This is a genomic window from Streptomyces tuirus (assembly GCF_014701095.1).
GTDB lineage: Bacteria > Actinomycetota > Actinomycetes > Streptomycetales > Streptomycetaceae > Streptomyces > Streptomyces tuirus.
The window spans coordinates 1,342,410-1,365,998 of the sequence record NZ_AP023439.1 but is presented as its reverse complement, the minus strand read 5'-3'; the positions used below and the strand labels follow the sequence as shown (position 1 = coordinate 1,365,998).

Here is a 23,589-nt window from a genome sequence, read left to right as displayed (position 1 = left end):
CCATGGGGTGTGTCTTCCCCATGAGGTCGGTTTTCCTCACGACGTCTGCTTCTCTCCTGACGCCCGATGTCTCATGAACGTAACTCAGCCGAGTGCGGATGCCGCCCCCTTGAACACCAGTCCGGCCCCGAGAACCACCACGGCGAAGGCCGAACCGAGCGGTGCGGTGCGGCGCACCAGGGCCGCCGCCGGGCCTCCCGTCCAGCGGGGGCGCCGGTCCAGGAGCCGGGTCATGCCGCTGCCCGCCTTGACCACGGCGTACCCGGCGGCCGTGAGGGTGAGCGCCAGCCCGACGCCGTACGCGACGACGAGCAGCAGACCGAACCAGGCCTGGCCGAGGGCGGCGGCGCCGACCAGCACCACCACGGCGGACGGGCTGGGCACGAGGCCACCCGCGAAGCCCATGAGGATCGTGCCGCGCAGGGTGGGGGCGATGGCGTGGCTGTGGGTGGAACCGCCGTGGGTGTGCTCGATCGTGTGGGGGTGGGAGTGGGGGTGGCTGTGATCGTGCGGGTGGTCGTGGTCGTGCTGATGGCCGTGGTCGTGCTCGCCGTGATGGTCGTGGTCGTGGGTGTGGCTTCCGTGGTCGTGCTGATGGCCGTGCGGGGGGTGGGTGTGCGCGCGGTTGCGCAGGGCGCGGCGGACCAGGCTCGCGCCCGCCAGTGTCACCAGCAGGCCGCTGGCGACGCCGAGCCAGGCGATCACCGAGGGCGCCGCCGCCGAGCCGGCCGTGACCAGCAGGCCCAGGGCGACCACGCCCAGGGTGTGGGTGATGGTCACCGAGGCGGCCATGGGCAGGACGTCCTTCACCCGGGCCTGACCGCCCCGGGCCGCCGCCGTCGCGGCCATGATGGTCTTGCCGTGGCCCGGGGCGAGTGCGTGCATCGCGCCCAGGACGACGGCGATGAGCAGGGCCAGCGCGGCGAAGCCGGCGGTGAGGTCCTGCCGGGCCACCAGGTCGTCCAGGGCACGCGTCCAGCGGTCCGCGCCGCGCGGGAGCACGGAGGCCGCGGGGGCGTCCGACTCCTCCTCGGCCAGGGCGGCGCCGCCGGGGCGCACCCGCAGGGCGGCCGACGCGGTGTCGGCCGGGGAGGACAGCAACTCCTCGGGGTAGCTGGTCAGTTCGTCCGATATCGAATTCTCCGGAACGTCCGAGGCGGCCAGCGTCATACGGTCGCCCCGCGCCGTGATCTCCCGCCAGCCCGGGCCGCCGGCGGCGCCCGCGCCGCGGAAGCCGACGGACAGGGTCTTCTCCTCCGACGGGAGCGGCGCGGTCAGCTCGCACTCCACCCGCAGGGTGTCGAGCCCCGCCTGCCCGGGCCGCACGCGCGCGTGGCTGCGCTCGGCGGTGAGGGCGACCGCGTGTCCGCCGATGGTCGCGCGGCTGTCCTCGGCGGCAGTGGCGCACCGCTCGCGGGCCCACATGGCGATGCCCAGCCGCTCGATGTCCGGGCCCGCCTGGGTCGCCGGGATCTCGGCGAGGTCCTCGACATGGTGCACCCGCAGTTCGCCGGGGGCGGCGACCAGGCCGTCGTAGCGGTTGACGGTGAAGTTGCCCAGCGGGTGGGCGCTCGCCGTGGCGGCGGGCAGCAGGGTGAGCGCGCAGGCGGCCGTGAGGACGGCGGCGCCGGACGCGAACAGCCGGCGCAGGATCACCGGTTCCCCTTCAGGTCCTTGAGTGCGGTACGGGCCTCACGCGCGCCGAGGGGCGAGAAGCCGGGGTTCAGGTCCAGCGCGGCCTTCAGATGCGCGCGGGCCCCGCGCTCGTCGCCGGTGGCGCGCTCGATGACGCCGCGGTGGTAGAGGAAGACGGCGTTGCGGTAGCCGGTGGCGGTCGCCCGTCGGGCGTACGGCAGGGCTTCCTCGTCCCGGCCGTTGACATGCAGGGCCCAGGCGAGGGCGTCGGCGGTGTGCACGCTGTGGCGGCGGTCCCACTCGGCGCGGGCGGCGCGCAGGGCCTCCTTCTCGTCGCCGTGGTCGGCGGCGGCCAGGGCCGTCTCGAGGTCGGTGTTGGCGCCGCCGGCGCGGGCGAGGGCCGTCCAGGCGTCGACGAGGGCGTACTGGTCGCCGGCCTTCGCCCGGTCGCCGCCGGCGCCGCGGTCCTCGTACAGCTCGCCGAGGGCGACGAGCGGGCCGGGCAGCGGGAACCGGGCGACGACCTGCTCCAGCCCCCGCACGGCGGCCGTCCGCTCCCCGCTCGCGGCCTGGGCGCGGGCGCGGCCCTCCAGGGCGGGCAGGTACCCGTCGTCGGCGGCGAGGGCACGGGCGTAGTGGTCGAGGGCCGTCCTGTACTCGCCCTGGCTCCAGGCGAGTTGACCGAGGGCGGTGGCGACGTACGCGACATCGGCGGGCGCGTGGGCCGAGCCGAGAGCGCGCTCCAGCACCCCACGCGCCGTGCGGACGTCGCCGCGCAGCTCGCGCACATATGCGTACCGCGTGAAGACGGGGATTCCGGGGCGCCGGTCGTCGGCGGTGTCGGCGGCCTTCGCCGCGTCGTCGTACCGGCCGAGTTCGACGAGGGCGTCGATCCGGGTGCACAGGGCGCGTTCGTTGTAGGGGTTCTGCTTCAGGGCCCGGTCGGCGTGGGTCAGGGCGCCGGGGAAGTCGTGCCGGGCGGCGGCGAGGGCGGCCTGCCCCGCCAGGGCCTGGTCGTTGCCGGGCTCCAGCTGGAGGGACCGCTTCAAGGCGCGCTGGGCCTGCGGATACCGGGAGGGGTCGCCCTTCGTGCGGGCCTGCTCGACGTAGGCGACCCCGAGGGTGGCCCAGCTGCCGAAGTCCCTCGGCTGGGCCCGCAGATGCTTCTGCAGCGAGGCGATCCCCGCGTCGAGATCCCCCCGGGCGAGATCGCCGGGCGACAGCGCCCCGGCCGCCGAGACGGCGTCGGCACCGGCCCCGCGGTCCTGCCCGCCCCCGACCGCGATGGCTCCGCCGGTCACCGCGAGCGCCAGCAGCACGGCACACCCGGCCAGATGCAGGGCCCGCCACCGCCGCCCCCCGTCGGCGGCCCGCCGCACCGCGACGACCCGCTGCCCGGAGCCGGCCCCGGTCCCGTCGTCACCGGCGTGTTCGCCGGGCGGAGGAGAGGTGTGCGCGTCGTCACCGGCGTGTTCGCCGGGCGGAGAAGGGGTGTGCGCGTCCTCACCGGCGCAGGGCTCCGGGGCGTTCGACGGCGCGCGGTCGTCGTCGGGCCTCTCCGGTGTGCTGTCGGTCGTACGCGCAGGCATGACCTCTCCTCGATCGGATGTGCTGGTGACGGGGTGGACTCGGCGGCGCGGCCCGCGCCGTGGGGGACGGAGAACGGGCCGCGCCGGTCCGGGAGAGCGGAGCGGGTCAGTACGCCCGGTTCCGCATGCGGCGCCACCACATCAGGGCCGCGCCGATCAGAACGATGCCGCCCGCACCGGCGCCCGCGGAGGCGGCCATCAGGCGTGTGTCGTCCGAGCCCTCGGCGCCGGCCGGCTGGAGCGCGTCGCCCAGCTGGCTGCGGACGTCGTTGCCGCCGTCCACGCCCTTGGCGAGCGGGCCGCGCGAACCCTCGGTCGGCAGGGCCACGTACGGGAAGGACTTCTCGAACTTCTTGTCGTTCTTGTCGACCGCGTCACCGAGGTCGTTCTTCGCGCCCAGCAGTTCGCCCTCGACGACCTGGAGCGAGGCGTCGATCACGTCGTCGGTGAGGCGACGGCCGTTCGGGAAGCCCGCGTTGTCACCGTCCAGGACCCCCAGCCGCTTGGGCTTGGCGGCCGGCTTGATGGACGTGTTGAGCCGCAGCTGCTCCGACGGCGTCACGTGCGGCGGCTGGTTGAGGTCCTTGACGCCCTTGAGGAACACGTCGACCAGGTCGTTGCGCGGCTCCTCGGGCGCCGGGATCTTGTAGATCGCCTCGATGAGCTTGGGCAGCTCCGGGTTGGTGACGTTCTTGAGGAACTCGGCGTCGTCCCGAGGCGTGGACGCGTTGAACTTGTCCTTGTCCTTCAGCGGGTTGACGACCTCGTTCACCAGCGGGTTGCCCAGGCGCGACACCTGGGAGAAGTAGTTCTTGGCGTTCTTGCGCTGGGTCGTCGACCAGACGCCGACGACCGGCTGCTCGTGCGACTCGGTGATGAGGCTGCTGGGCACCTGAAGGGCGATCGAGTTGACGTTGTAACCCTTGAGGGTGTCGTTGCCGACCTCGGAGAGATTCCCGCCGTACAGCAGGTCGAAGACGCGCAGGTCCAGGAAGAACGGGTCGTCGGCCTGCCCGGCGAACGTCTGGGCGCCACCGGCGAGTTTGTGCACCGCCTGCTTGCGCAGGGTGTTGTAGTCCGGCATCGACGCCTTGCCGACGTTCGACGGCGCGACCGGCACATCGTCGGCGACCTTGGTCTTCGACACGGCCTTCAGGTGCTTCAGCTTGATCATCTCGAGGTCGTACGTCTGCGTGATGTTGAGGTCGGGGTCGTCGAGGCTCTCGACCGGGCCCGTGTTGTAGAGGAACGTCTTGTCGTTCTTCGTGTGCGTCTTGAACGTGTACCGGAACAACAGGTCTTCCTGCGCGTCCCCGTTGCTGTCGAGGCGCAGGTCGTACTGGGCGTCCTCGGCGAACGGGAAGAAGTTGGGCCCGCCGGCCGGTTCCTCGAAGGGGATCCAGTTCGCGACGATGGTCGTCGTGTCCGGCTTGTCCGGGCTGACGAACGCGTACACATCGGTGTTGTCGTACTGCGGGGTCCCCGAGATCAGCGGGGCCTCGCGGTGGCTGGAGGCGGAGGCCTCCTCAGGTGCCAGCGCGGTCACACCGGCGGCGGCGAGCCCGCCGGTGGCCAGCGCACCACAGATCACGGTCGCGATGCTCCGGCGCCCCGCGCCGGTCCTGAAGGTAGGTGTCATGCCGTCCGTCCTCGGTGCCAACTTGCCTGACACACGCCATTCGGAGTGGCCGGCAGAGCGGATTGGTCGAATCTCAAGCGTTCTTACGGCGAGTGGGGAAAGTTGTTTCATCACCGGGCGACCCGCGTTTTCGGCGCGCTGATCCGTAACACCGTCCGGAGGTGTGTGCGTTGCGATTGCCTCGCGTGAGGGGACAGGCCCGGTGCGGCCTCGGAGAGGGGGACCGAGTGGAGGCGGACGAGCTGCTGCTGCTCGTGGCAGGTGGGGACCAGAAGGCGTTCGAGGAGCTGTACGCAGTGGTGTCCGGCCCGGTGTTCGGACTCGTACGGCGCGTGGTGCGCGACCCCGCCCAGTCGGAGGAGGTGGCTCAGGAGGTGCTGCTCGAACTGTGGCGCTCCGCGGCGAGGTTCGACCCCGGACGGGGCAGTGCGATGTCCTGGATCCTCACCCTCGCCCACCGCCGTGCCGTCGACCGGGTCCGCAGCGCCCGGGCGGCCGGGGAGCGCGAGCAGCGTGAGGCACTGCGTGCGAACCAGCCCGCCTTCGACCAGGTCACCGAGGAGGTCGAGGCCGGCCTCGAACGCGAGTGGGTGCGCCGCTGCCTGGACCGGCTCACCGTCCTGCAGCGCCAGTCGGTCACCCTCGCCTACTACGAGGGGTACACGTACCGTGAAGTGGCCGAGCAGCTGTCCCTGCCGCTGGGCACCGTCAAGACCCGCATGCGGGACGGGCTGACCCGGATGCGCGAGTGCCTGGGAGGAGTGGCATGAGCCTCTTCCGCCGCGAGGACCTGCACTCGCTCGCCGCGCCCTACGCGCTGGACGCCCTCGAACCCGCGGAGCGGGTCCGCTTCCAAAAGCACCTCCGGGACTGCGACCGCTGCGCCGCCGAGGTGCGCGCCCTGACCGAGGACGCCGTCCGGCTCGCCTGGTCCACCACCGCCCCGCCCCCGGCCGCGCTGCGCGACCGGGTCATGCTCGCCGTACGGACGACTCCGCAGGACCCGGCGCCGCAGGGTGCGGTGCGCGAGCCGGCACGGGCGCGGGCGGCGCAGCTGCCGCCGCACGTCTGGGGCAACCAGCCGCCGCCGCGGCAGCGGCAGCGACGCCGGATCCCGCTGTTCGTGCCCTTCGCCACGGCCACCGCCGCCGCGGCCCTCGTCGTCGCCTCGCTGTTCGCCGTGCAGGCGAACCGGACCCAGGACCGGCTGACCGCCGAGCAAGATCGGTCACGTGAGATCGCCCACGTTCTGGCGGCTCCGGACGCCCGTGCGAGCAGTGGCCGGGACGGCCGGGGCCGCACCATCGGAGTGGTCGCTTCCGCCACGGAGGGGAGCGCGGTGGTCACCCTCGGCGGATACGGGACGCCCGGGGGCGGCCGCGTGCACCAGTTGTGGCTCATGCGCCCGGGCGCGCAACCACGCTCCCTCGGGCTTTTCGAGGGCGACACGCCCCTGGTCGCCACGGGTCTGGGCGCCTCCGCGACGTCACTGGCCGTGACCGTCGAGCCCGGCGGGGGATCGCCGCAGCCCACTACCCAGCCGATCGTCCAACTCGCCCTGAAATCTGTTGGATTCGGAGAGTAATCGCAAACACATCGTCAACCCCCTTATGGGGAAGGTGAATCCTGTGACCGCGATACACGAGTGCCCGAACGGGACGATAGGGTTAACCTGCCCGGGCCGGGTGGACTCGTACGGGTGGGGAGTGACATGGATCAGATAACAGTGCGCAGCAGGGCCAGGGTCCCTGCGATCACCTGCGGGAGCAGCGCGACCAGTTCGCGCCTCGACCGCCACCTCTCGGTGCTGGGCGGCCCCGCCGTCCCCCAGCGGGAGACGGTCGAGGCGACCTCGCTCATGCGGGAACTGACCGCGCGTCAGCCGCACGACCGCAGTGGCAGGGGCGCACGCGTACGTCGCGTCTCGCTCTTCGCGCCGCTGCGCCGACTGCGCCGCTCCCTGTTCGGCAGCAGGTAGGGGTCCGCGCTCGGGCGGTCACACCGCCCCTGGCGCCGCGCTGCGACACTCGTCGTCCGTCATCCCCGCGGCTCGCAGCGACGCCAGGTGTGTTCCCGAGCGCGGCACGCCCCCTGTCGGTGCCTCATCCCCGCCCGGCACTGACCGGGGGCCATGTCCGCGGTTCCGGCCGCCCCTTCACCGCTCCCCGTGCGCGTACTGGCGCACGGCCAGCGGCACGAACACCCCGAGCAGTACGGCGCACCACAGCAGCGACCCCGCGACCGGGTGGGCCACCGGCCAGGCCGCCCCGTCGGGCACCGGCGCGTTGCCGAACAGGTCCCTCAGGGCCGTCGCCAACGCGCTGATCGGATTCCACTCCGCGACCGACCGCAGCCAGCCCGGCAGCCCGCTCGTCGGGATGTAGGCGCTGGACAGCAGCGGCAGCAGGAACGTCGCACCGCCCAGCTGGCCGGCCGCCTCCTCGTTGCGGGTGAGCAGGCCCAGGTAGATCCCGGCCCAGGTGCACGCGAAGCGGAACAGCATCAGCAGCGCGAACGCCCCGAGGGCCGCGAGCGGGCTGCCCTCGACCCGCCAGCCCACGGCGAGGCCCACCAGCAGGAACGGCACGGTCCCGGCGGCCGTGGCCACGAGGTCCGCCGCGGCCTGCCCCAGCGGCACCGCCGCCCGGCTCATCGGCAGCGTCCGGAAGCGGTTCGTCACGCCCCGGTGCGTGTCCCCGGCCGCCTGGAACATGCCGGTCATGATCCCGCCCGAGGCGGTCGCCACCAGCAGGCCCGGCACCAGGAACGACCGGTACGCCTCGCCCGGCACCGCCAGCGCGCTGCCGAAGACGTAGCCGAAGAACAGCAGCATGCTGATCGGCATGACCTGGGTGAGGATCAGCAGCCCCGGGTTGTTCCGCATCCGCAGCAGCTGGCGGCCCAGCATCGCGGTTCCGTCGTACGCCAGCATGCTCATGCGGCACGCTCCTTCTCGCCGGTCGTCTCGGTCTGGGTCTCCGTCAGGCGCAGGAACACGTCGTCGAGGGTCGGCGGGCGCAGGCTGACGTCGAGCAGCGGCACCCCGGCCGTGTCCAGGGCGCGCACCAGCAAAGGGATCGTGAGCGTCGGGTCCTTGCTGACCGCGCCGGCGGCGTTGCGCTCGTGGTCGAACGAGGGCTGCGCGCCCGTCAGCCGGTCGAGCACGGCCGCGGCCTTCGCGAGCAGGTCCGCGTCCGGCACGACGACCTCGGCGTGCGCCCCGACGAGCGACTTGAGCTGCGCCGGGGACCCGGTGTGCGCGACCCGGCCCCGGTCCACCAGGGCGATGTCGTCGGCCAGTTGGTCGGCCTCCTCCAGGTACTGGGTGGTGAGCAGCACCGTCGTGCCCTCGGCGGTCAGGCCGCGCACCACGTCCCAGATGAGCGTGCGGCTGGCCGGGTCGAGGCCGGTCGTCGGCTCGTCCAGGAACAGCACGTCGGGACGGCGGACCAGGCTCGCCGCCAGGTCCAGACGGCGGCGCATGCCGCCGGACCAGGTGGACGCGGGGCGGTCGGCGGCCTCGGTCAGGCCGAAGCGGTCGAGGAGTTCCGCGGTCCGGGCGGCCGGGCCGGGCACCCGGTGCAGCCGGCCGAACAGCTGGAGGTTCTGGCGGCCGGTGAGGTCCCCGTCGATCGAGGTGTCCTGTCCGGTGACGCCGATCCGGGCGCGTACGGCGGCGGGCTCGCGGACGAGGTCGTGCCCCGCTACCCGGGCGGAACCCGCGTCCGGCCGCAGCAGTGTCGTCAACAGCCGTACGGCCGTCGTCTTGCCCGCGCCGTTCGGCCCGAGGACCCCGCAGACCGTCCCCGCGGCGATCGCCAGGTCCAGCCCGCGCAGAGCATGGACCTGCCCGAACCGCTTCTCCAGACCTTCACTAAGTACAGCGTACGTAGAAGCCATGGTGTGACCATAGCGCACTACGTACGCTGTACGTAACTAGGATGGAGGCAGAGGTGATGAGCGATGGCGGGCCGAGCGGCCGTACCCGAAGTGATCTGGGCGCGCCCCGAGCGCACCGGCCGTGGGCCGAAACCGGCGTTCACCCGCGCCGACATCGCGGCGGCGGCGGTGCGGATCGCCGACGCGGACGGGCTGGACGGGGTGACGATGCGCCATGTCGCCGCCGAGCTCGGCTGCGGCACGATGTCGCTGTACAACTACGTCCCCCGCAAGGAGGATCTGTACGAGCTGATGATCGACGCCATCGGCGCCGAGCACGAGATGTTCGAACCCACCGGCGACTGGCGCGCCGACATGCTCCGCAACGCGGAGGAGACGCGCGCGATCATGTACCGCCACACCTGGGTGCCGCGTCTGATGCCAGGGGTCTTCGGCTTCAGCCCCAACACCCTGCGCTACCTGGAGCACTGCCTGGCCTGCCTCGAACCGCTCGACGTGCCGGCCGGCGCGAAGACGGAGCTGATCGCGCTGCTCAACGGCGTCGTGACGACGTACACCGGAAACGAGATCGCGACCGCCGAGCGCACCCGCTCCATGCCGTGGACGGCGGAGGAGGAGAACGCGGTCCGCATGGCTTATCTGGGCAGCCAGATCGCCACCGGCGCCTATCCGCGGATGGCCGCGGCCTTCACGGAGCAGGGCGGACCGGTCGATCTGGAGGCGGTCTTCCGGCGGGCGCTCGAACGCGTCCTGGACGCCTTCGACCCCGAGTCGTGCCAGACCGGCGCCTTCGACCCCGAGTCGCGCTAGAGCAGGGCCAGTTGCCCTTCGGGGCCCTCCTCGGGCCCCTCCAGCACCGAGGCCGGGCGGCGGGCCGCGCTCGGCACCGGGAGGACGCCGGCCTTGCCCAGGTCGGTCGCCGTGACCGGGTCGGGGAGCTCCGGCTCCTCCCGAGGGCGCAGTTCGGCCAGGAGCGCGAGGACGGTGATCAGCTCCAGCAGCTCCGACGTCCAGGCCTGGGGCCAGGTGGCGGGACGGATCGCCGCCAGCGTGCCCGGCTCGGGGACGGCGACGCGGGTCGCGAACCACTGCTCCAGGACACGGACTCCACCCACCTCGAAGTCCCAGGCCTGCGGCGGCACCGGGGAGATGCGGCCCTCGTCCAGGAACAGCGCCTCCTCGTCCCGGTCGTAGCGCAGCGCCACGGGCCGGGAGGGCAGCGGGGCGCGGACGTAGGGGCGGCGGCCGCCGGGCAGCTTCGGGCGTTCGCCGTCGCGGCGCATCAGCCACAGCATCCGGTGCCCCAGCTCCAGGCCCCGCTCCCACGCGTCGGCGTCCCCGGTGAGCGGGACGGTGAGGTCCGGGCGGGCCGTGGCCGTGATCCAGGCGAGCACGTCCAGTGGTGCCGGGGTGCCGCCCAGCCGGGTGCCGAGGTGCTCCAGCAGACCCGGGGCCAGATTCGGCTCACGCCCGCCCGGGCGGCGGAACAGCGGGCGGACCCGGCCGGGGCGGAGCAGCGGGAGCAGCGAGGAGACGAGCAGGGGAGGGCCGGCCCCGGGCGCCTCCGCCACGAAGACCTGCCGCTCGTCCGCCACGCGCCACAGCTCCGGGCGGGCCGCGTCGATCAGCCGCTGGTCGGGGATCAGCCACTGCTCGTCATAGGGCGCGAGCAGCACGCGCACCGGCTCCGGGCAGGGTCCGGCGGCGCGCACCAGCTTCTCCGTGCCGCCGCTGCCGCTCCGGCCGGGCAGCCGGCCGACCGCCGTGTGCAGCGTGCGCGACCGCGTCGGCTGGAACAGTGACTCGCGGTCCGGGCCCTCGGCCTTGGCCAGGGCGTCCCAGCGGGCCTTCAGGGACCCCGCGTCGGGGGCCGCCGGCCAGCCCCGGCCGAGCCGCGGCGGTGCGACGGACCACGGCATGAGGTCCGCCAGCAGCGGAGCGTCGTCGTGCGTCACGCTGGGCATCGTACGACCTGACGACGACACGCGGGTCAGGTGGCGTCCAGGGTCACCGTGAAGGAGAACCGGTCCCCCCGGTAGTGGATGACGGCCACGTCCAGAGGCCGCCCGGCGGCGTCGTACGTCACCCCGGTGTAGTGCAGGATCGGGCTCAGCAGGGGGACTTGGAGCAGCTTCGAGGTCTCCGGGTCGGCCAGCCGCGCCTCCACCGTGTCCGTGATGCGGCTGATGTCCGCACCCGCCACGTCCCGCAGCACCTTGGTCATGGGCCACCGGACGAGGTCGTCCAGATCGATCCGCGCGGCCAGTTCGGGGCGCACATAGTTGCGGGCGTGGTTCGTCGGCTCACCGGTCTTCTCGTCGCTGCGCAGCCGGTGGTACGTCGACACCTCCCCGACGTCCGGGAAGAACTCGGCGAGTTCGCCCGGCACGGGTGTGCTGCCGTGGTCCAGCAGTTCGGTCGTCATGCCCGACTGCTGGGCCACGATCGCGTCCACCGAGCCGAGCAGACGCACCGGGGAACCCCGGCGCGCGTGCGGCTCGATGAAGGTGCCCCGCCGGCGGTGGCGCGAGATCAGCCCCTCGTCCTCCAGCTCCTTCAGCGCCTGCCGCATCGTCAGCACGCTCACGCCGTAGTGCCCGGCCAGCTGCTCCTCGGTGGGCAGCCGCAGCGGGTCCTGGGGCGAGCGGCCGAGGATCGAGGCGCGCAGCGACTGCGACACCTGGTACCACAGCGGCAGCTTGCGGTTCAGGACGATGGAGTCCGGGGCGAAGGAGGTCACGGGCCATCCGTACCGGTAGGAAATGATCAGTGCAAGGGGTCCCCTAGGGCCTGATCCAAACGACAGGCCCTAGGGGCGGAAGTGCCGCTCCAGGCCCTGCCAGACGTCGTCGTAGCGCTGCTGGAGGTGCTCCGCGGCTGCCGCGTGCGGCGTGAGGGTGAGCGGCCAGCGCGTCTCGAACATGAACGCCAGACCGTCGTCGATCTTCTGCGGCTTCAGCTCCGCGGCGCTCGCCCGGTCGAACGTCTCCCGGTCCGGGCCGTGCGCCGACATCATGTTGTGCAGCGAACCGCCGCCCGGCACGAAGCCCCCCTTTCCGGCCGTCTTCGCGTCGTACGCGCCCTCGATCAGGCCCATGTACTCGGTCATCACGTTCCGGTGGAAGTACGGCGGCCGGAACGTGTCCTCGCCCACCAGCCAGCGCGGCGCGAACACCACGAAGTCGACACCGGCCAGCCCCGGGGTGTCCGACGGGGACGTCAGCACCGTGAAGATCGACGGGTCGGGGTGGTCGTAGGTGATGGTGCCGAGCACATTGAAACGGCGCAGGTCGTAGATGTAGGGCACATGGTTGCCGTGCCAGGCGACGACGTCGAGCGGGGAGTGGTCGTAGGTGGCGGTCCACAGGTTGCCGCAGAACTTGTTCACCACCTCCACCGGGCCCTCGACGTCCTCGTACGCCGCCACCGGTGCGCGGAAGTCCCGGGGGTTGGCGAGCCCGTTGGCGCCGATCGGGCCCAGGTCGGGGAGGCGGAAGGGCGCGCCGTAGTTCTCGCACACATAGCCGCGGGCAGAATCGTCGAGCAGCTCCACACGGAAGCGGACACCACGCGGGATCAGCGCCACATGTCCCGGCTCCACATGCAGCAGACCGAACTCGGTGTGCAGCAGCAGCCCGCCACGCTCCGGGACGATCAGCAACTCGCCGTCGGCGTCGCTGAACACCCGGTCCATCGAGGCGTTGGCCGCGTAGAGGTGCACGGCGATGCCGGTCCGCTGGGTGGCGTCACCGTTGCCGCCCAGGGTCCACAGGCCCGCCAGGAAGTCGGTCTCGGGCGCCGGGTCGGGCAGCGGGTCCCAGCGCAGGCGGTTGGGGTCGGGCACGGTCTGGGTGAAGGGGGCGGTGCGGATCGAGCCGCTGTGGGTCCGGGTGAACGCCGGGTGCGCGGCGGACGGGCGGATCCGGTACAGCCACGAGCGGCGGTTGTGCGCCCGGGGCTCGGTGAACGCCGAACCGCTCAGCTGCTCCGCGTACAGCCCGAGCGGGGCCCGCTGGGGCGAGTTGCGGCCCTCGGGCAGTGCGCCCGGGACGGCCTCCGAGCTGTGCTCGTTGCCGAAGCCGGAGAGGTAGGTCAGTCCTTCGGCGGTCTTCCGCGCTCCTTCGCGCTCGAACCCGCTCGCGCGGGAGGTACCCCCATCGCCCATGATCGCTGCTCCCTTGCCGCTCGATTCCTATGCAGTACCGTAGGATTGCGATTTCCCCGACGCAAGAGGGGCGCGCGGCATCCTCTCGACGGATGACCTGAACCCGACTTGAGAACGATCCGCCGGGCCGGACGTGTGTTCTACGCTCCCGGACATGACGTGGACACGGAGACCCCTTGCCGCGCTCGCGGTCTGTGTCCTCCTGATGGCCGGATCCGCGGGCTGCGGCTCCGGCGAGGCCCGCGAGGGTGCCGGGTCGGCGACACCGGTGGGCAAGATCCTGGAGGACCGGGACCAGGACGGGCGGCCCTATCGCGAGGTCGGGCAGGAGGGCGCCCCCGACGTCGGTATCGAGGTGCAGCCCGACGCCGCCGGCGGCTGGGACGTCCGCCTGAGCGTACGGAACTTCCGCTTCTCCCCGACCGGCGCGGCGGCCCGTGCGGTGGCCGGACGGGGTCTCGCGCACCTCTTCGTCGACGGCCGCCCCGTCGCCCGGCTGCGCGCCGCCGACTACCGCCTGGACACCCGCCTGGTGCCGCGCGGCACCCACCACGTCACGGCCCGCCTCTACGCCGACGACGGCACCGTGTGGGCGGTGGACGGCAAGCCCGTGGAGAGCACGGCCGACATCACGTCCTCGGAGCCCGGCCCCGGCATCTCGCCGGACGCGGCGTCCCGGCGCAAGGCCCGGACGCAGGGCACCGACACCGGGGGGCGAGGTTCACCCGGCCGCTCCGGAGGAGCATCATGAAGCCCGTGCCCCCCGCGACACCACTCCGTCGTGCGCCCGTGCAGCGGCGCAGTGCCGAACGCCTGACCCGGATCCTCGACGCCTGCGCCGATCTCCTCGACGAGGTCGGCTACGACGCCCTGAGCACCCGTGCCGTCGCCCAGCGGGCCTCGGTCCCGATCGGCTCGGTCTACCGCTTCTTCGGCAACAAGCGCCAGATGGCCGACGCGCTGGCGCAGCGCAACCTGGAGCGGTACACCGTGCGCGTCACCGAGCGCCTGCGGCAGACCGGCGAGGACGGGGGCTGGCGCACGGCCATGGACGTGGTGCTCGACGAGTACCTGGAGATGAAGCGCACCGCGCCCGGCTTCTCCCTCGTCGACTTCGGCAACCAGATCCCGGTCGGCGCCCGGCAGTCCGAACCCAACCACCGCGTCGCCGACCGCCTCACCGACCTCCTCTCCGGCTACCTCGACCGCGAGCCCGACGAGGATCTGCGCCGTGTCTTCCTCATCGCCGTCGAGACCGCCGACACCCTCGTTCACCTGGCGTTCCGGGTCGCGCCGGAGGGGGACCAGCGGATCATCGACGAGGCCCGGGAGATGCTGCGGGCCTATCTGGCCCGGGTGCTCGACTGACCGGTTTCCGCCAGGGCCTCCCCACCGTTCATACCGGTCGGTATGCTCGGCGCGTCGCCGTACCCGCCGCCCCGGGAGGACCCGTGTCCCGCACCGCCCTGCGTATCTGCCCCTTGTGCGAGGCCACCTGCGGCCTGACCCTCACCATCGAGGGAACGCGCGTCACCCACGCCCGCGGTGACCGCGACGATGTCTTCAGCCAGGGGTTCATCTGCCCCAAGGGTGCCTCCTTCGGGGCCGTCGACTCCGACCCCGACCGGCTGCGCACCCCGCTCGTACGACGGGACGGCGAGCTGCGCGAGGCCACCTGGGAGGAGGCCTTCGACGCGGTCGCCGCAGGCATCCGGCCCGTCGTGGAGCGGCACGGCCCGAACTCCGTCGGCGTCGTCCTCGGCAACCCCAACGTGCACACCATGGCCGGTGCCCTCTACCCGCCCCTCCTGCTCGCCGGGCTCGGCACCCGCAGCATCTTCACCGCCTCCACGGTCGACCAGATGCCCAAGCACGTCTCCAGCGGACTCCTCTTCGGCGACGCCAACGCCATCCCCGTGCCCGACCTCGAGCGCACCGACCATCTGCTCCTGATCGGCGCCAACCCGCTGGAGTCCAACGGCAGTCTGTGCACCGCCCCCGACTTCCCCGGCAAGCTGAAGGCCCTCAAGGCCCGCGGCGGCACCCTCGTCGTGATCGACCCCCGGCGCACCCGCACCGCGAAGCTCGCCGACCGGCACATCGCCGTCCGGCCCGGCACCGACGCGCTGCTGCTCGCCGCGATGGCGTGGGTGCTCTACGACGAGGACCTCGTCGAGCCGACCCCGCACGTCCAGGGCGTCGAGGAACTGGCCGAAGAACTACGGCAGTTCACGCCCGAGGCGGTCGCGGAGGCCTGTGACGTCGAGGCCGGCGTCATCCGCACCCTTGCCCGCGAGCTGGCCGCCGCCCCCACCGCCGCCGTCTACGGCCGGATCGGCAGTTGCACCGTCCCGCACGGCACCCTGGCCAGCTGGCTCGTCGACGTCCTGAACATCCTCACCGGCAACCTCGACCGGCCCGGCGGCGCGCTCTTCCCGCAGGCCGCGACCGACAAGACCCCGCGCCCCGCCGGACCCGGCCACGGCTTCGCCCTCGGGCGCTGGCACTCCCGGGTGAGCCGGCACCCCGAGGCGAAGGGCGAACTGCCCCTGTCCGCCCTCGCGGAGGAGATCGACACCGCCACCGAGGAGGGCGAGCCGGTCCGCGCGCTCATCGCCGTCGCCGCCAACCCCGTGCTGTCCGCACCCGACGGCGACCGCCTCGACAAGGCCCTTGACTCGCTCGGCTTCATGGTCAGCGTCGACCCGTACCTCAACGAGACCTCGCGCCACGCCGACGTGGTCCTGCCCCCGCCCCCGCCCTCCCAGAGCCCGCACCACGACTTCGCCTTCAACACCCTCGCGGTACGCAACCAGGTCCGCTACACCCGCCCCGCGATCCCGCTGGAGCCCGGTCGCATGGCGGAGACGGAGATCCTGGCCCGGCTGATCCTCGCCGTCACCGGCATGCACGGAGCCGACCCGGCGGCCGTCGACCGGATGGTCATCGACCAGACTCTCGGCAAGGCGGTGAAGGAGCCGCACTCGCCGGTCCACGGCGGCGACCCGCGCGAACTCGCCGGCCGGCTCACCGGCGACACCGGCCCCGAACGACGGCTCGACATGATGCTGCGCCTCGGCCCCTACGGCGACGGCTTCGGCGTACGACCGGACGGGCTCAGCCTGGAGAAGCTGCTCGCGCACCCGCACGGCATCGACCTCGGCCCGCTTCAGCCCCGCCTGCCGCAGCCCCTGAAGACCCGCAGTGGCCGGGTGGAGCTGCTGCCCGGCCCGATCGTGGCCGACCTGCCCCGCCTGCGCGCGGCCCTCGCCGAACGCCCCGAGGGACTCGTCCTCGTCGGCCGCCGCCATCTGCGCTCCAACAACAGCTGGATGCACAACGTGCCCGCCCTCACCGGCGGCTCGAACCGCTGCACCCTGCACATCCACCCGGACGACGCCGAGCGGCTGGGCATCGGGGACGGGGCCGCCGTGCGCGTGAAGGGCGCCGGGGGAGAGGTGACCGCACCCGCCGAGGTCACCGACGCGGTCCGCCGCGGTGTGGTGAGCCTGCCGCACGGCTGGGGCCACCACCGGCCCGGCACCCGCCTCAGCCACGCCTCCACCGACCCCGGCGTCAACGTCAACCAGCTCCTCGACGGCCGGCAGCTCGACCCGCTGTCGGGCAACGCGGTCCTCAACGGCGTACCCGTCGAGGTCGCCCCCGAGGCCGCGCCGGAATCCCCCGCAGTGACCGAAAAGCTCACCACTCTGACCTGAGCAATGCTGTGACCAGCAGTTTTGCGCTTATTGCTCGCACGTCAACGTCTTGTTAACGCTGCTTGACGGCACCTAACGTCTCGGACACCGCCGGCCCTGGTGGGATGTTCAAGGGCGAACGTTAGGTATCCACTCATGCTGACCATCCTCGGCTTCGCCATGATCGCGACCTTCCTGGTCCTGATCATGATGAAGAAGATGTCGCCGATCGCGGCGCTCGTGCTGATTCCCGCGCTGTTCTGCGTGTTCGTCGGCAAGGGCGCCAACCTCGGCGACTACGTCCTCGACGGCGTGACCGACCTCGCCCCCACCGCGGCGATGCTCATGTTCGCGATCGTCTACTTCGGCGTGATGATCGATGTCGGTCTCTTCGACCCGATCGTCCGCGGCATCCTCAAGTTCTGCAAAGCCGACCCGATGCGGATCGTCGTCGGCACCGCGGTGCTCGCCGCGATCGTGTCGCTGGACGGCGACGGCTCGACCACCTTCATGATCACCGTCTCGGCGATGTACCCGCTGTACAAGCGCCTGAAGATGAGCCTGGTCGTGATGACCGGTGTGGCCGCCATGGCCAACGGCGTGATGAACACCCTCCCGTGGGGCGGCCCGACCGCTCGCGCCGCGACCGCGCTGAAGCTCGACGCCAGCGACATCTTCGTCCCGATGATCCCGGCGCTCCTGGTGGGCCTGCTCTTCGTCTTCGTCCTCTCCTACGTGCTCGGAGTGCGCGAGCGCCGGCGGCTGGGCGTGCTGACGCTGGACGACGTGCTGGAGGCGGAGAAGGAGACCGAGACGGTCCTCGTCGGTTCCGGCGGCTCCGGCGATGGCACGGTCTCGATGCGCACGGGCGCCGCGGCCGGTACGGCCGGCGCGGGCTTCGGCACGGACGCTCCCGAGAGCGCAAAGGACTCCGCGGCCTCCGGGGACGGCTTCCAGGGCCTCGACCCGAACCGGGAAACCCTGCGGCCCAGGCTCTACTGGTTCAACGCGCTCCTCACGGTCTCCCTGCTCACCGCCATGATCATGGAGTGGCTGCCGATCCCGGTGCTGTTCCTGATCGGCGCCGCGCTCGCCCTCTCCGTGAACTTCCCGCACATCCCCGCCCAGCGGGCCCGCCTGGCCGCCCACGCCGACAACGTCCTGAACGTCTCCGGCATGGTCTTCGCCGCCGCCGTCTTCACCGGCGTCCTCCAGGGCACCGGCATGGTCGACCACATGGCCAAGTGGATGGTGGACGTCATCCCCGGCAGCATGGGCCCGCACATGGCCCTCGTCACCGGCCTCCTGAGCCTGCCGCTCACCTACTTCATGTCGAACGACGGCTTCTACTTCGGTGTCCTGCCCGTCCTCGCCGAGGCCGGTGCCGCGCACGGGGTCACCCCGCTGGAGATGGCCCGCGCCTCGCTGGTCGGCCAGCCGCTGCACATGTCCAGCCCGCTCGTCCCGGCGGTCTACGTCCTGGTCGGCATGGCGAAGGTGGAGTTCGGCGACCACACCAGGTTCGTCGTGAAGTGGGCCGCCCTCACCTGCCTGGTCATCCTCGGCGCGGGCATGCTGTTCGGGATCATCTAGCCACCCCATGGAGGACGTCATCGTGAGGCCCGGTGGGAACCGCGGTTGGCTGCTTCGTCTCGTCATCGCCTTCGGCTTCGCGCAGGGTGCGGTGTCGATGGCCCGGCCCGCCGTCTCCTACCGGGCCCTCGCGCTGGGCGCGGACGAACGCGCCATCGGTGTGATCGCCGGTGTCTACGCGCTGCTGCCCCTGTTCGCCGCCGTGCCCCTGGGCCGCCGCACCGACCACGGCCGCTGCGCGCCCCTGCTGCCGCTCGGCGTGGTGCTCATATCCGGCGGCTGCGCCCTCAGCGGCGTCGCCGGCTCCCTGTGGACGATGGCCCTGTGGAGCGGGGTGATGGGCCTCGGGCACCTGTGCTTCGTCATCGGCTCCCAGTCCCTGGTCGCCCGCCAGTCCGCGCCGCACGAACAGGACCGCAACTTCGGCCACTTCACCATCGGCGCCGCCCTCGGCCAGCTGGTCGGCCCGGTCGCCGCGGGCGCGCTGATCGGCGGCGACGACATGGCCGGCAGCAGCGCGCTCGCCCTGATCGTGGCGGGTGCGACGGCGGCGGTCGCGTTCACCTCGCTGTGGCGCATCGAGCACCGCCGTACGGTGTCCGCGTCCCGTCCGGACAAGGGCGACCGGATCCCGGTCGGCGCCATCCTGCGCACCCGCGGGGTGCCGGCGGGCATCTTCATCAGCCTCGCCGTGCTGTCCGCGACGGACATCCTGACCGCCTACCTGCCGGTGGTCGGCGAACACCGGGGCATCGCGCCGTCCGTGATCGGCGTCCTGCTCAGTCTGCGCGCCGCGGCGACCATCGCCTGCCGCATGGTGCTCACGCCCCTGCTGCGGCTGCTCGGCCGGACCCCGCTGCTGACGCTCACCTGTCTGCTGGCGGCCCTGCTCTGCGCGGGCATCGCCCTGCCGGTGCCGGTGTGGGCGCTCGGCCTGCTGCTGGTCGCGCTGGGCTTCTGCCTGGGGGTCGGCCAGCCCCTGTCCATGACGACGGTCGTCCAGGCCGCCCCCGACGACGCCCGCTCCACGGCTCTGGCCCTGCGCCTGACCGGCAACCGGCTCGGCCAGGTCGCCGCGCCCGCCGCGGCGGGGCTGATCGCCGGAGTCGCGGGTGTGGCGGCGCCGTTCGTGATGCTGGGCGTGCTGTTGCTGCTGTCGTCCGGGGTCGCGGTGCGGTCGCCACGGAGGCCGGAGGACACGGAGGAGCCGGACGACCCTGATGAGCCGGACGGGCCCGGCACCGCACAGGAGGCGGGCGGCGAGGTTCCGGAGGCACGAAGAGGCCTCAGGCGTGGGGTGTCGCTGCGCCGGAAGGGCGACATCTGACGTGTCGTAGGGCGATGCTGCGTCCTTTTCGGCCGTGAGGTGACAGAGAGTCAGGTGACGAGGTGTTTGTATGTAAATCATCTGACTTGGAGGCATGTTCATGCCCGTCGTACCCCTCGCGCGTCGTGCCGGCACTCGCACCGCCGTCCTCGCCGCCCTCACCCTCGCAGGGACCACCCTGAGCGGGGTGTCCGCCGTCGCCGCTCCGATCCCGGGGGACAACGGAGACGTCAAGATCCACGCCGCAGGGACGGCCGCGACCAACCAGCGCAACGACCCGAAGGTCTGCGACTTCCACCTCGCCGCGTTCAACTTCGACGAGGACGAGAAGGTCAACTGGACCATCCAGACCCAGCCCGAGGTCCCGGGCGGGGCGACGCGCACCGGCACCTTCACCGCGGACGCGAACGGCACGGGCCGGACCACGGCCATCGACCTGCCCAACGGGCAGTACAAGCTGACGTGGCTCACCGACAAGGCCCACGGCGCGGGCAAGTTCAAGGTGTTCAAGGTCGACTGCCCGACCTCGAAGCCGACGACGCCGGTCGGCGGCCCGCCCGCGGGCGGTGGCGGCATCGCCCGCGGTGAGGCCTTCACGCCGGTCACCGGCGCGGCCGCGGTCGGCCTGGCGGCCGTCGCCGGGACGGTCTGGTTCCGGCTCCGTCGCCGCCCCGATGGCGCCGCGTAAGGCAGGATCCGCGGAACGCTCCGCCCCCCGGCCGGGGCGGGGCGGAGACGCGCCCGGCCCCGACGCCGGGCCGGAGAGACGGCGTGGAGGCGGCGCGGGACAGGGCGCCGCCTCGGCGGGTGGGCGCGGTGGCGCGTCGGCGGGTCGGCGCGGTGGCGCGTCGGCGGGGCGGCGCGGCGGCGGGTCCGGGTCCGAGTCCGGGGCCCGCTTCGGGTCCGGGTCCGGGTCCCCGTTCGGGTCCGGGTCCGGGTCGGGTTCCGGGTCCCGCTTCGGGTTCCGGTTCAGGTCCGGGTTCAGGTCCGGTTCAGGGTCCGGTGTGGGTTCGGGTTCCGGTTCTGGTTTCGCTGTCGGTTCGGGTTCGGGTTCGGGTTCGGGTTCCGGTTCTGGTTTCGCTGTCGGTTCGGGTTCGGCTTCGGGTTCCGGCTTCGGTTCCGCCGCCGCGCCGTCGGGGCGCCGCGGGGGAGGGGCCGGGGCTGCGCCGGCTACGCCGGGCCGGCGGAGCACTGCCGCCGGCCTCGCGGCCAGAAGCGCCGATTCGGGTTCCGGATCCGCCGCCGCTCCGGTGCATCGGCGCGGGCCTGGTGCTGCCGACGGTCCGGGGTTTCGCCGGGGGACCGGCTCTGCTCGGGACCCCCGGGGTCAGCGCGGTTCCGCCGCCGCCTCTGTTCGGGACCCTCGGGCCCGGCATGGTTCCGGCTCCGCCTCCGCCTCCGGTTCCATTCCGGCGGGGCGGTACGCGGCTCCCCCCGGCGCCCCCAGCGCCCCCGGCGCCTCCACCCCGTGGCCCCGGCGGCCTCGTAGGCCCTGGCGCCGGACGCGTGCCTATCGGCTGACGCGGACGATCGTGGTGGCCGTTTCGCTGCTGGTCGTGGTCGGCGTCTCCTGGGACCGGGGCGACGAACCCCCCGGTACGGTCACGGCCCTCCCGCCGGACTTCACCACGGCCGCCCACCCGGCGGGCTCCGGCACGGGGACGGCCGCCCTGCCCGGGGCCTCCGGAGCAGACGAGGCTGCCCCGCCGCGCCCCTCCCGCGCAGGTGAAGCCGCCCCGCCGCGCCCCACCCGCACTGGTACCGGCACCGCCTCCCGGCCCGCCGGCCCCCACCCCTCCGCCGACCCCCGCCCCGGCCCGCCCCGGCCCCCCGCACCCCCGGCCCGCGCCCCCGGGTCCGCCGGCAACGCCCCCCGCACCCAAGGGACTCCGAGCCCGGGCGGCGGCGGCACCCACACCCCCCGGAGTCCAGCACCCCGCACCCCTGACCCCGCCACCCCCCCACCCCGCCCCCGGCCCGCGGCCGCCGCCCCCCGCCCCGCTCCCAAGCCCGCCGCCCCCGCCGTCCGCAAGCCCCGCCCCCCGGCCGGCCCCCGCACCCTGCCCCGCTCCCGGGCCACCCGGCTCCTCATCCCCTACCTCCGCCTCGACGCCCCGGTCATGGGCCTCGGCCTCGACCGCGACCGCCGCCTCACCGCACCGCCGGACGACGACCCCAACCTCGTCGGCTGGTACCGGCACGGCGCCTCGCCCGGGGAGCAGGGCACCGCCGTGGCCGTCGGGCACCTCGACACGGACAGCGGACCGGCCGTGTTCGCCGGGCTGCCCGAGCTGAAGCGGGGCCGGATCGTCAAGGCCCGCCGGGCCGACGGACGGATCGCCGTCTACACGGTCGACAAGGTCAAGTCGTACGAGAAGGCGCACTTCCCCAGCCAGGAGGTGTACGGCGCCCGGGGCCGTCCCGAGCTGCGCCTGATCACCTGCGGCGGCAGCTACGACCGTAGGAAGGGCTACTCCGGGAACGTGGTCGTCTTCGCCCATCTCACCGGCATCCGCTGACCGTCGGCCTTCTCACCAGATGGACCGAAGCCCCCGATCCTGTCCGGTCTCTTCCCCCGGCCGCACACATTCCGTTAACTTCCGTGACCCACAGCCCCGTACGACCCGCACGGGGCTTCCGACCGCGGAGCACCAGCGCCCTGATGACCCCTCGGGGGGCACCTCATGACACGCGCCATCTCACTGCACGACGTGAGCAAGTCCTACACGCGGGGCGCCCGCGTGGTGGACCGGCTGTCGCTGGACATCACCCCCGGCGAGTTCCTCGTGCTGCTCGGCCCGTCCGGCTGCGGCAAGTCCACCGTGCTCAGAATGATCGCCGGGCTCGAGGAGATCGACGAGGGCCGGCTGCTGCTCGACGGCGAGTACGCCAACGACCTGCCGCCGTCCGGCCGGGACATGGCGATGGTCTTCCAGAACTTCGCCCTGTACCCGAACATGACCAGCCGCGCGAACATCGGGTTCCCGCTGCGCATCGAGGATCCGGGCGCGGACCCCCGGCCGCGGGTCGACGCCACCGCCCGCATGCTCGGCATCGAGGACGTCCTCGACCGGCTGCCCGGCCAGCTCTCCGGCGGCGAACGCCAGCGGGTCGCCATGGGCCGGGCCATCGCCCGCCACCCCTCCGCGTTCCTGATGGACGAGCCGCTGTCCAACCTCGACGCCAAGCTCCGCACCCATCTGCGGGCCGAGATCTCCCGGCTCACCCAGGAGCTGGGCGTCACCACGATCTACGTCACCCACGACCAGGCCGAGGCCATGTCGCTCGGCGACCGGGTCGCCGTGCTGCGCGGCGGTGTGCTCCAGCAGGTCGACAGCCCGCGCATGGTCTACGCGCTGCCCGCCAACGTGTTCGTCGCCGCGTTCATCGGCACCCCGCGCATCAACCTGCTGCGCGGCCTGGTGCGCGCCCCGCTGGACGGCGCGATGACCATCAGCCTGGGCAAGCAGTTCCTGCGCCTGCCCGAACCGCTCTCCCTGGACCACCAGTTGCTGCGCGTCCAGCAGGGCCGCGAGGTCATCGTCGGGCTGCGCTCCGAGGCCGTCCGGATCGCCAAGCACAGTGCCGCCCGCCCCGGGGAGGTGCCGATCACCGGCGTGGTCGAGCACGTGGAGTTCCAGGGGCACGAGATCCTCGTCCACTTCAACACCGGCTCCCGCCCCGCCGTCGTCCCGGAACTGGAGGCCCCGCGCCCCCGCCCCGGACGCCCCGTCCGGCGGCGCCGCCGCGACGGCTCGGTCCTCACGAGGCTCCGGGAGCGGTCCGCGGCCGGGCGGGCCGGACCCGTGATCGCCCTGGACCAGCCCGAGGCCGCCGCCCCCGCGACCGCCGACGTGCGCCTGCCCGGCGATCTCATCGTCCGCACCACCCCGGACCTGGCCCTCCGGCACGGCATGCAGGTGCCGCTCCTCGTGGACCTCGCCCACCTCTTCGTCTTCGACCAGCACGGCGACCGGATCTGTCCGCACCCGGATCGCCTGCCCGACCTGGGGGAGTGAGGAGCGGCACATCCGGGGGCGACC

At 73.0% G+C, this 23,589-nt stretch carries 20 protein-coding genes; 12 read left to right on the top strand and 8 right to left on the bottom strand.

Annotated features, from left to right (window positions below; genetic code table 11):
* Nucleotides 1-84: 84 nt before the first annotated feature.
* The 3 genes from IGS69_RS06400 to IGS69_RS06390 form a co-directional block, all read right to left on the bottom strand.
* Nucleotides 85-1,656 carry a HoxN/HupN/NixA family nickel/cobalt transporter gene (locus IGS69_RS06400; RefSeq protein ID WP_190897621.1) on the bottom strand — a complete coding sequence of 524 codons (1,572 nt, stop codon included), beginning with the start codon at nucleotides 1,654-1,656 and terminating at the stop codon, nucleotides 85-87.
* A complete protein-coding gene (locus IGS69_RS06395; RefSeq protein WP_190897620.1) occupies nucleotides 1,653-3,224 on the bottom strand; it encodes a tetratricopeptide repeat protein in 1,572 nt (523 codons plus the stop codon). Before IGS69_RS06395 ends, IGS69_RS06400 begins: the two co-directional genes overlap by 4 nt.
* Before the next feature lie 106 nt (nucleotides 3,225-3,330).
* Nucleotides 3,331-4,863 carry a DUF4331 domain-containing protein gene (locus IGS69_RS06390; RefSeq protein ID WP_190897618.1) on the bottom strand — a complete coding sequence of 511 codons (1,533 nt, stop codon included), beginning with the start codon at nucleotides 4,861-4,863 and terminating at the stop codon, nucleotides 3,331-3,333.
* Nucleotides 4,864-5,090: 227 nt separating this feature from the next.
* Here IGS69_RS06390 and IGS69_RS06385 point away from each other — a divergent pair, with 227 nt between their 5' ends.
* The 3 genes from IGS69_RS06385 to IGS69_RS06375 all read left to right on the top strand — a co-directional run bounded on the left by IGS69_RS06385 (nucleotide 5,091) and on the right by IGS69_RS06375 (nucleotide 6,841).
* Nucleotides 5,091-5,633, top strand: coding sequence for a sigma-70 family RNA polymerase sigma factor (locus IGS69_RS06385; protein ID WP_190897616.1), 543 nt, complete (start codon nucleotides 5,091-5,093; stop codon nucleotides 5,631-5,633).
* Complete coding sequence (locus IGS69_RS06380; RefSeq protein WP_190897614.1) at nucleotides 5,630-6,448, top strand: anti-sigma factor; 819 nt, start codon at nucleotides 5,630-5,632, stop codon at nucleotides 6,446-6,448. The genes IGS69_RS06385 and IGS69_RS06380 overlap by 4 nt, the downstream gene beginning before the upstream one ends.
* Nucleotides 6,449-6,574: 126 nt before the next feature.
* Nucleotides 6,575-6,841: a hypothetical protein gene (locus IGS69_RS06375; RefSeq protein WP_030850794.1), complete on the top strand. Its 267-nt coding sequence runs from the start codon at nucleotides 6,575-6,577 to the stop codon at nucleotides 6,839-6,841.
* A gap of 177 nt (nucleotides 6,842-7,018) precedes the next feature.
* Here the strand turns inward: IGS69_RS06375 and IGS69_RS06370 are convergent, their stop codons facing one another.
* Both IGS69_RS06370 and IGS69_RS06365 read right to left on the bottom strand, forming a co-directional pair.
* A complete protein-coding gene (locus IGS69_RS06370; protein ID WP_190897612.1) occupies nucleotides 7,019-7,801 on the bottom strand; it encodes an ABC transporter permease in 783 nt (260 codons plus the stop codon).
* Nucleotides 7,798-8,763: an ATP-binding cassette domain-containing protein gene (locus IGS69_RS06365; RefSeq protein WP_190897611.1), complete on the bottom strand. Its 966-nt coding sequence runs from the start codon at nucleotides 8,761-8,763 to the stop codon at nucleotides 7,798-7,800. Before IGS69_RS06365 ends, IGS69_RS06370 begins: the two co-directional genes overlap by 4 nt.
* Before the next feature lie 63 nt (nucleotides 8,764-8,826).
* Here IGS69_RS06365 and IGS69_RS06360 point away from each other — a divergent pair, with 63 nt between their 5' ends.
* A complete protein-coding gene (locus IGS69_RS06360; RefSeq protein ID WP_190897609.1) occupies nucleotides 8,827-9,573 on the top strand; it encodes a TetR/AcrR family transcriptional regulator in 747 nt (248 codons plus the stop codon).
* Here the strand turns inward: IGS69_RS06360 and IGS69_RS06355 are convergent.
* The 3 genes from IGS69_RS06355 to hmgA all read right to left on the bottom strand — a co-directional run bounded on the left by IGS69_RS06355 (nucleotide 9,570) and on the right by hmgA (nucleotide 12,928).
* Entirely contained in the window at nucleotides 9,570-10,727 is a 1,158-nt protein-coding gene (locus tag IGS69_RS06355; protein WP_190897608.1) for a type ISP restriction/modification enzyme, read from the bottom strand. The two genes, IGS69_RS06360 and IGS69_RS06355, sit on opposite strands and share 4 nt — an antisense overlap.
* A gap of 26 nt (nucleotides 10,728-10,753) precedes the next feature.
* The gene (locus IGS69_RS06350) at nucleotides 10,754-11,503 is read right to left on the bottom strand and encodes a GntR family transcriptional regulator (RefSeq protein WP_190897606.1); all 750 of its coding nucleotides are present in this window, start codon (nucleotides 11,501-11,503) and stop codon (nucleotides 10,754-10,756) included.
* A gap of 69 nt (nucleotides 11,504-11,572) precedes the next feature.
* On the bottom strand, nucleotides 11,573-12,928 hold the full coding sequence (hmgA, locus tag IGS69_RS06345; protein ID WP_190897605.1) for a homogentisate 1,2-dioxygenase: 1,356 nt from the start codon (nucleotides 12,926-12,928) through the stop codon (nucleotides 11,573-11,575).
* A gap of 154 nt (nucleotides 12,929-13,082) precedes the next feature.
* On the opposite strand from hmgA, the gene IGS69_RS06340 reads away from it, so the two are divergent.
* The 8 genes from IGS69_RS06340 (at nucleotide 13,083) to IGS69_RS06305 (ending at nucleotide 23,565) form a co-directional block, all read left to right on the top strand.
* Nucleotides 13,083-13,679 carry a hypothetical protein gene (locus tag IGS69_RS06340; protein ID WP_190897604.1) on the top strand — a complete coding sequence of 199 codons (597 nt, stop codon included), beginning with the start codon at nucleotides 13,083-13,085 and terminating at the stop codon, nucleotides 13,677-13,679.
* A complete protein-coding gene (locus IGS69_RS06335) occupies nucleotides 13,676-14,296 on the top strand; it encodes a TetR/AcrR family transcriptional regulator (protein WP_190897603.1) in 621 nt (206 codons plus the stop codon). Before IGS69_RS06340 ends, IGS69_RS06335 begins: the two co-directional genes overlap by 4 nt.
* Nucleotides 14,297-14,379: 83 nt before the next feature.
* Nucleotides 14,380-16,647, top strand: coding sequence for a molybdopterin oxidoreductase family protein (locus tag IGS69_RS06330; protein WP_190897602.1), 2,268 nt, complete (start codon nucleotides 14,380-14,382; stop codon nucleotides 16,645-16,647).
* A gap of 135 nt (nucleotides 16,648-16,782) precedes the next feature.
* Complete coding sequence (locus tag IGS69_RS06325; protein WP_190897601.1) at nucleotides 16,783-18,219, top strand: CitMHS family transporter; 1,437 nt, start codon at nucleotides 16,783-16,785, stop codon at nucleotides 18,217-18,219.
* 22 nt (nucleotides 18,220-18,241) lie between these two features.
* Complete coding sequence (locus IGS69_RS06320) at nucleotides 18,242-19,546, top strand: MFS transporter (RefSeq protein ID WP_190897600.1); 1,305 nt, start codon at nucleotides 18,242-18,244, stop codon at nucleotides 19,544-19,546.
* A gap of 100 nt (nucleotides 19,547-19,646) precedes the next feature.
* Nucleotides 19,647-20,234 (top strand): hypothetical protein, encoded by a 588-nt coding sequence (locus IGS69_RS06315; RefSeq protein ID WP_385863728.1) that lies wholly within the window; start codon nucleotides 19,647-19,649, stop codon nucleotides 20,232-20,234.
* A gap of 847 nt (nucleotides 20,235-21,081) precedes the next feature.
* A complete protein-coding gene (locus IGS69_RS35175) occupies nucleotides 21,082-22,065 on the top strand; it encodes a class F sortase (protein WP_385863725.1) in 984 nt (327 codons plus the stop codon).
* Between the two features lie 165 nt (nucleotides 22,066-22,230).
* Complete coding sequence (locus tag IGS69_RS06305) at nucleotides 22,231-23,565, top strand: ABC transporter ATP-binding protein (protein ID WP_190897598.1); 1,335 nt, start codon at nucleotides 22,231-22,233, stop codon at nucleotides 23,563-23,565.
* The last annotated feature ends 24 nt before the right edge of the window (nucleotides 23,566-23,589 follow it).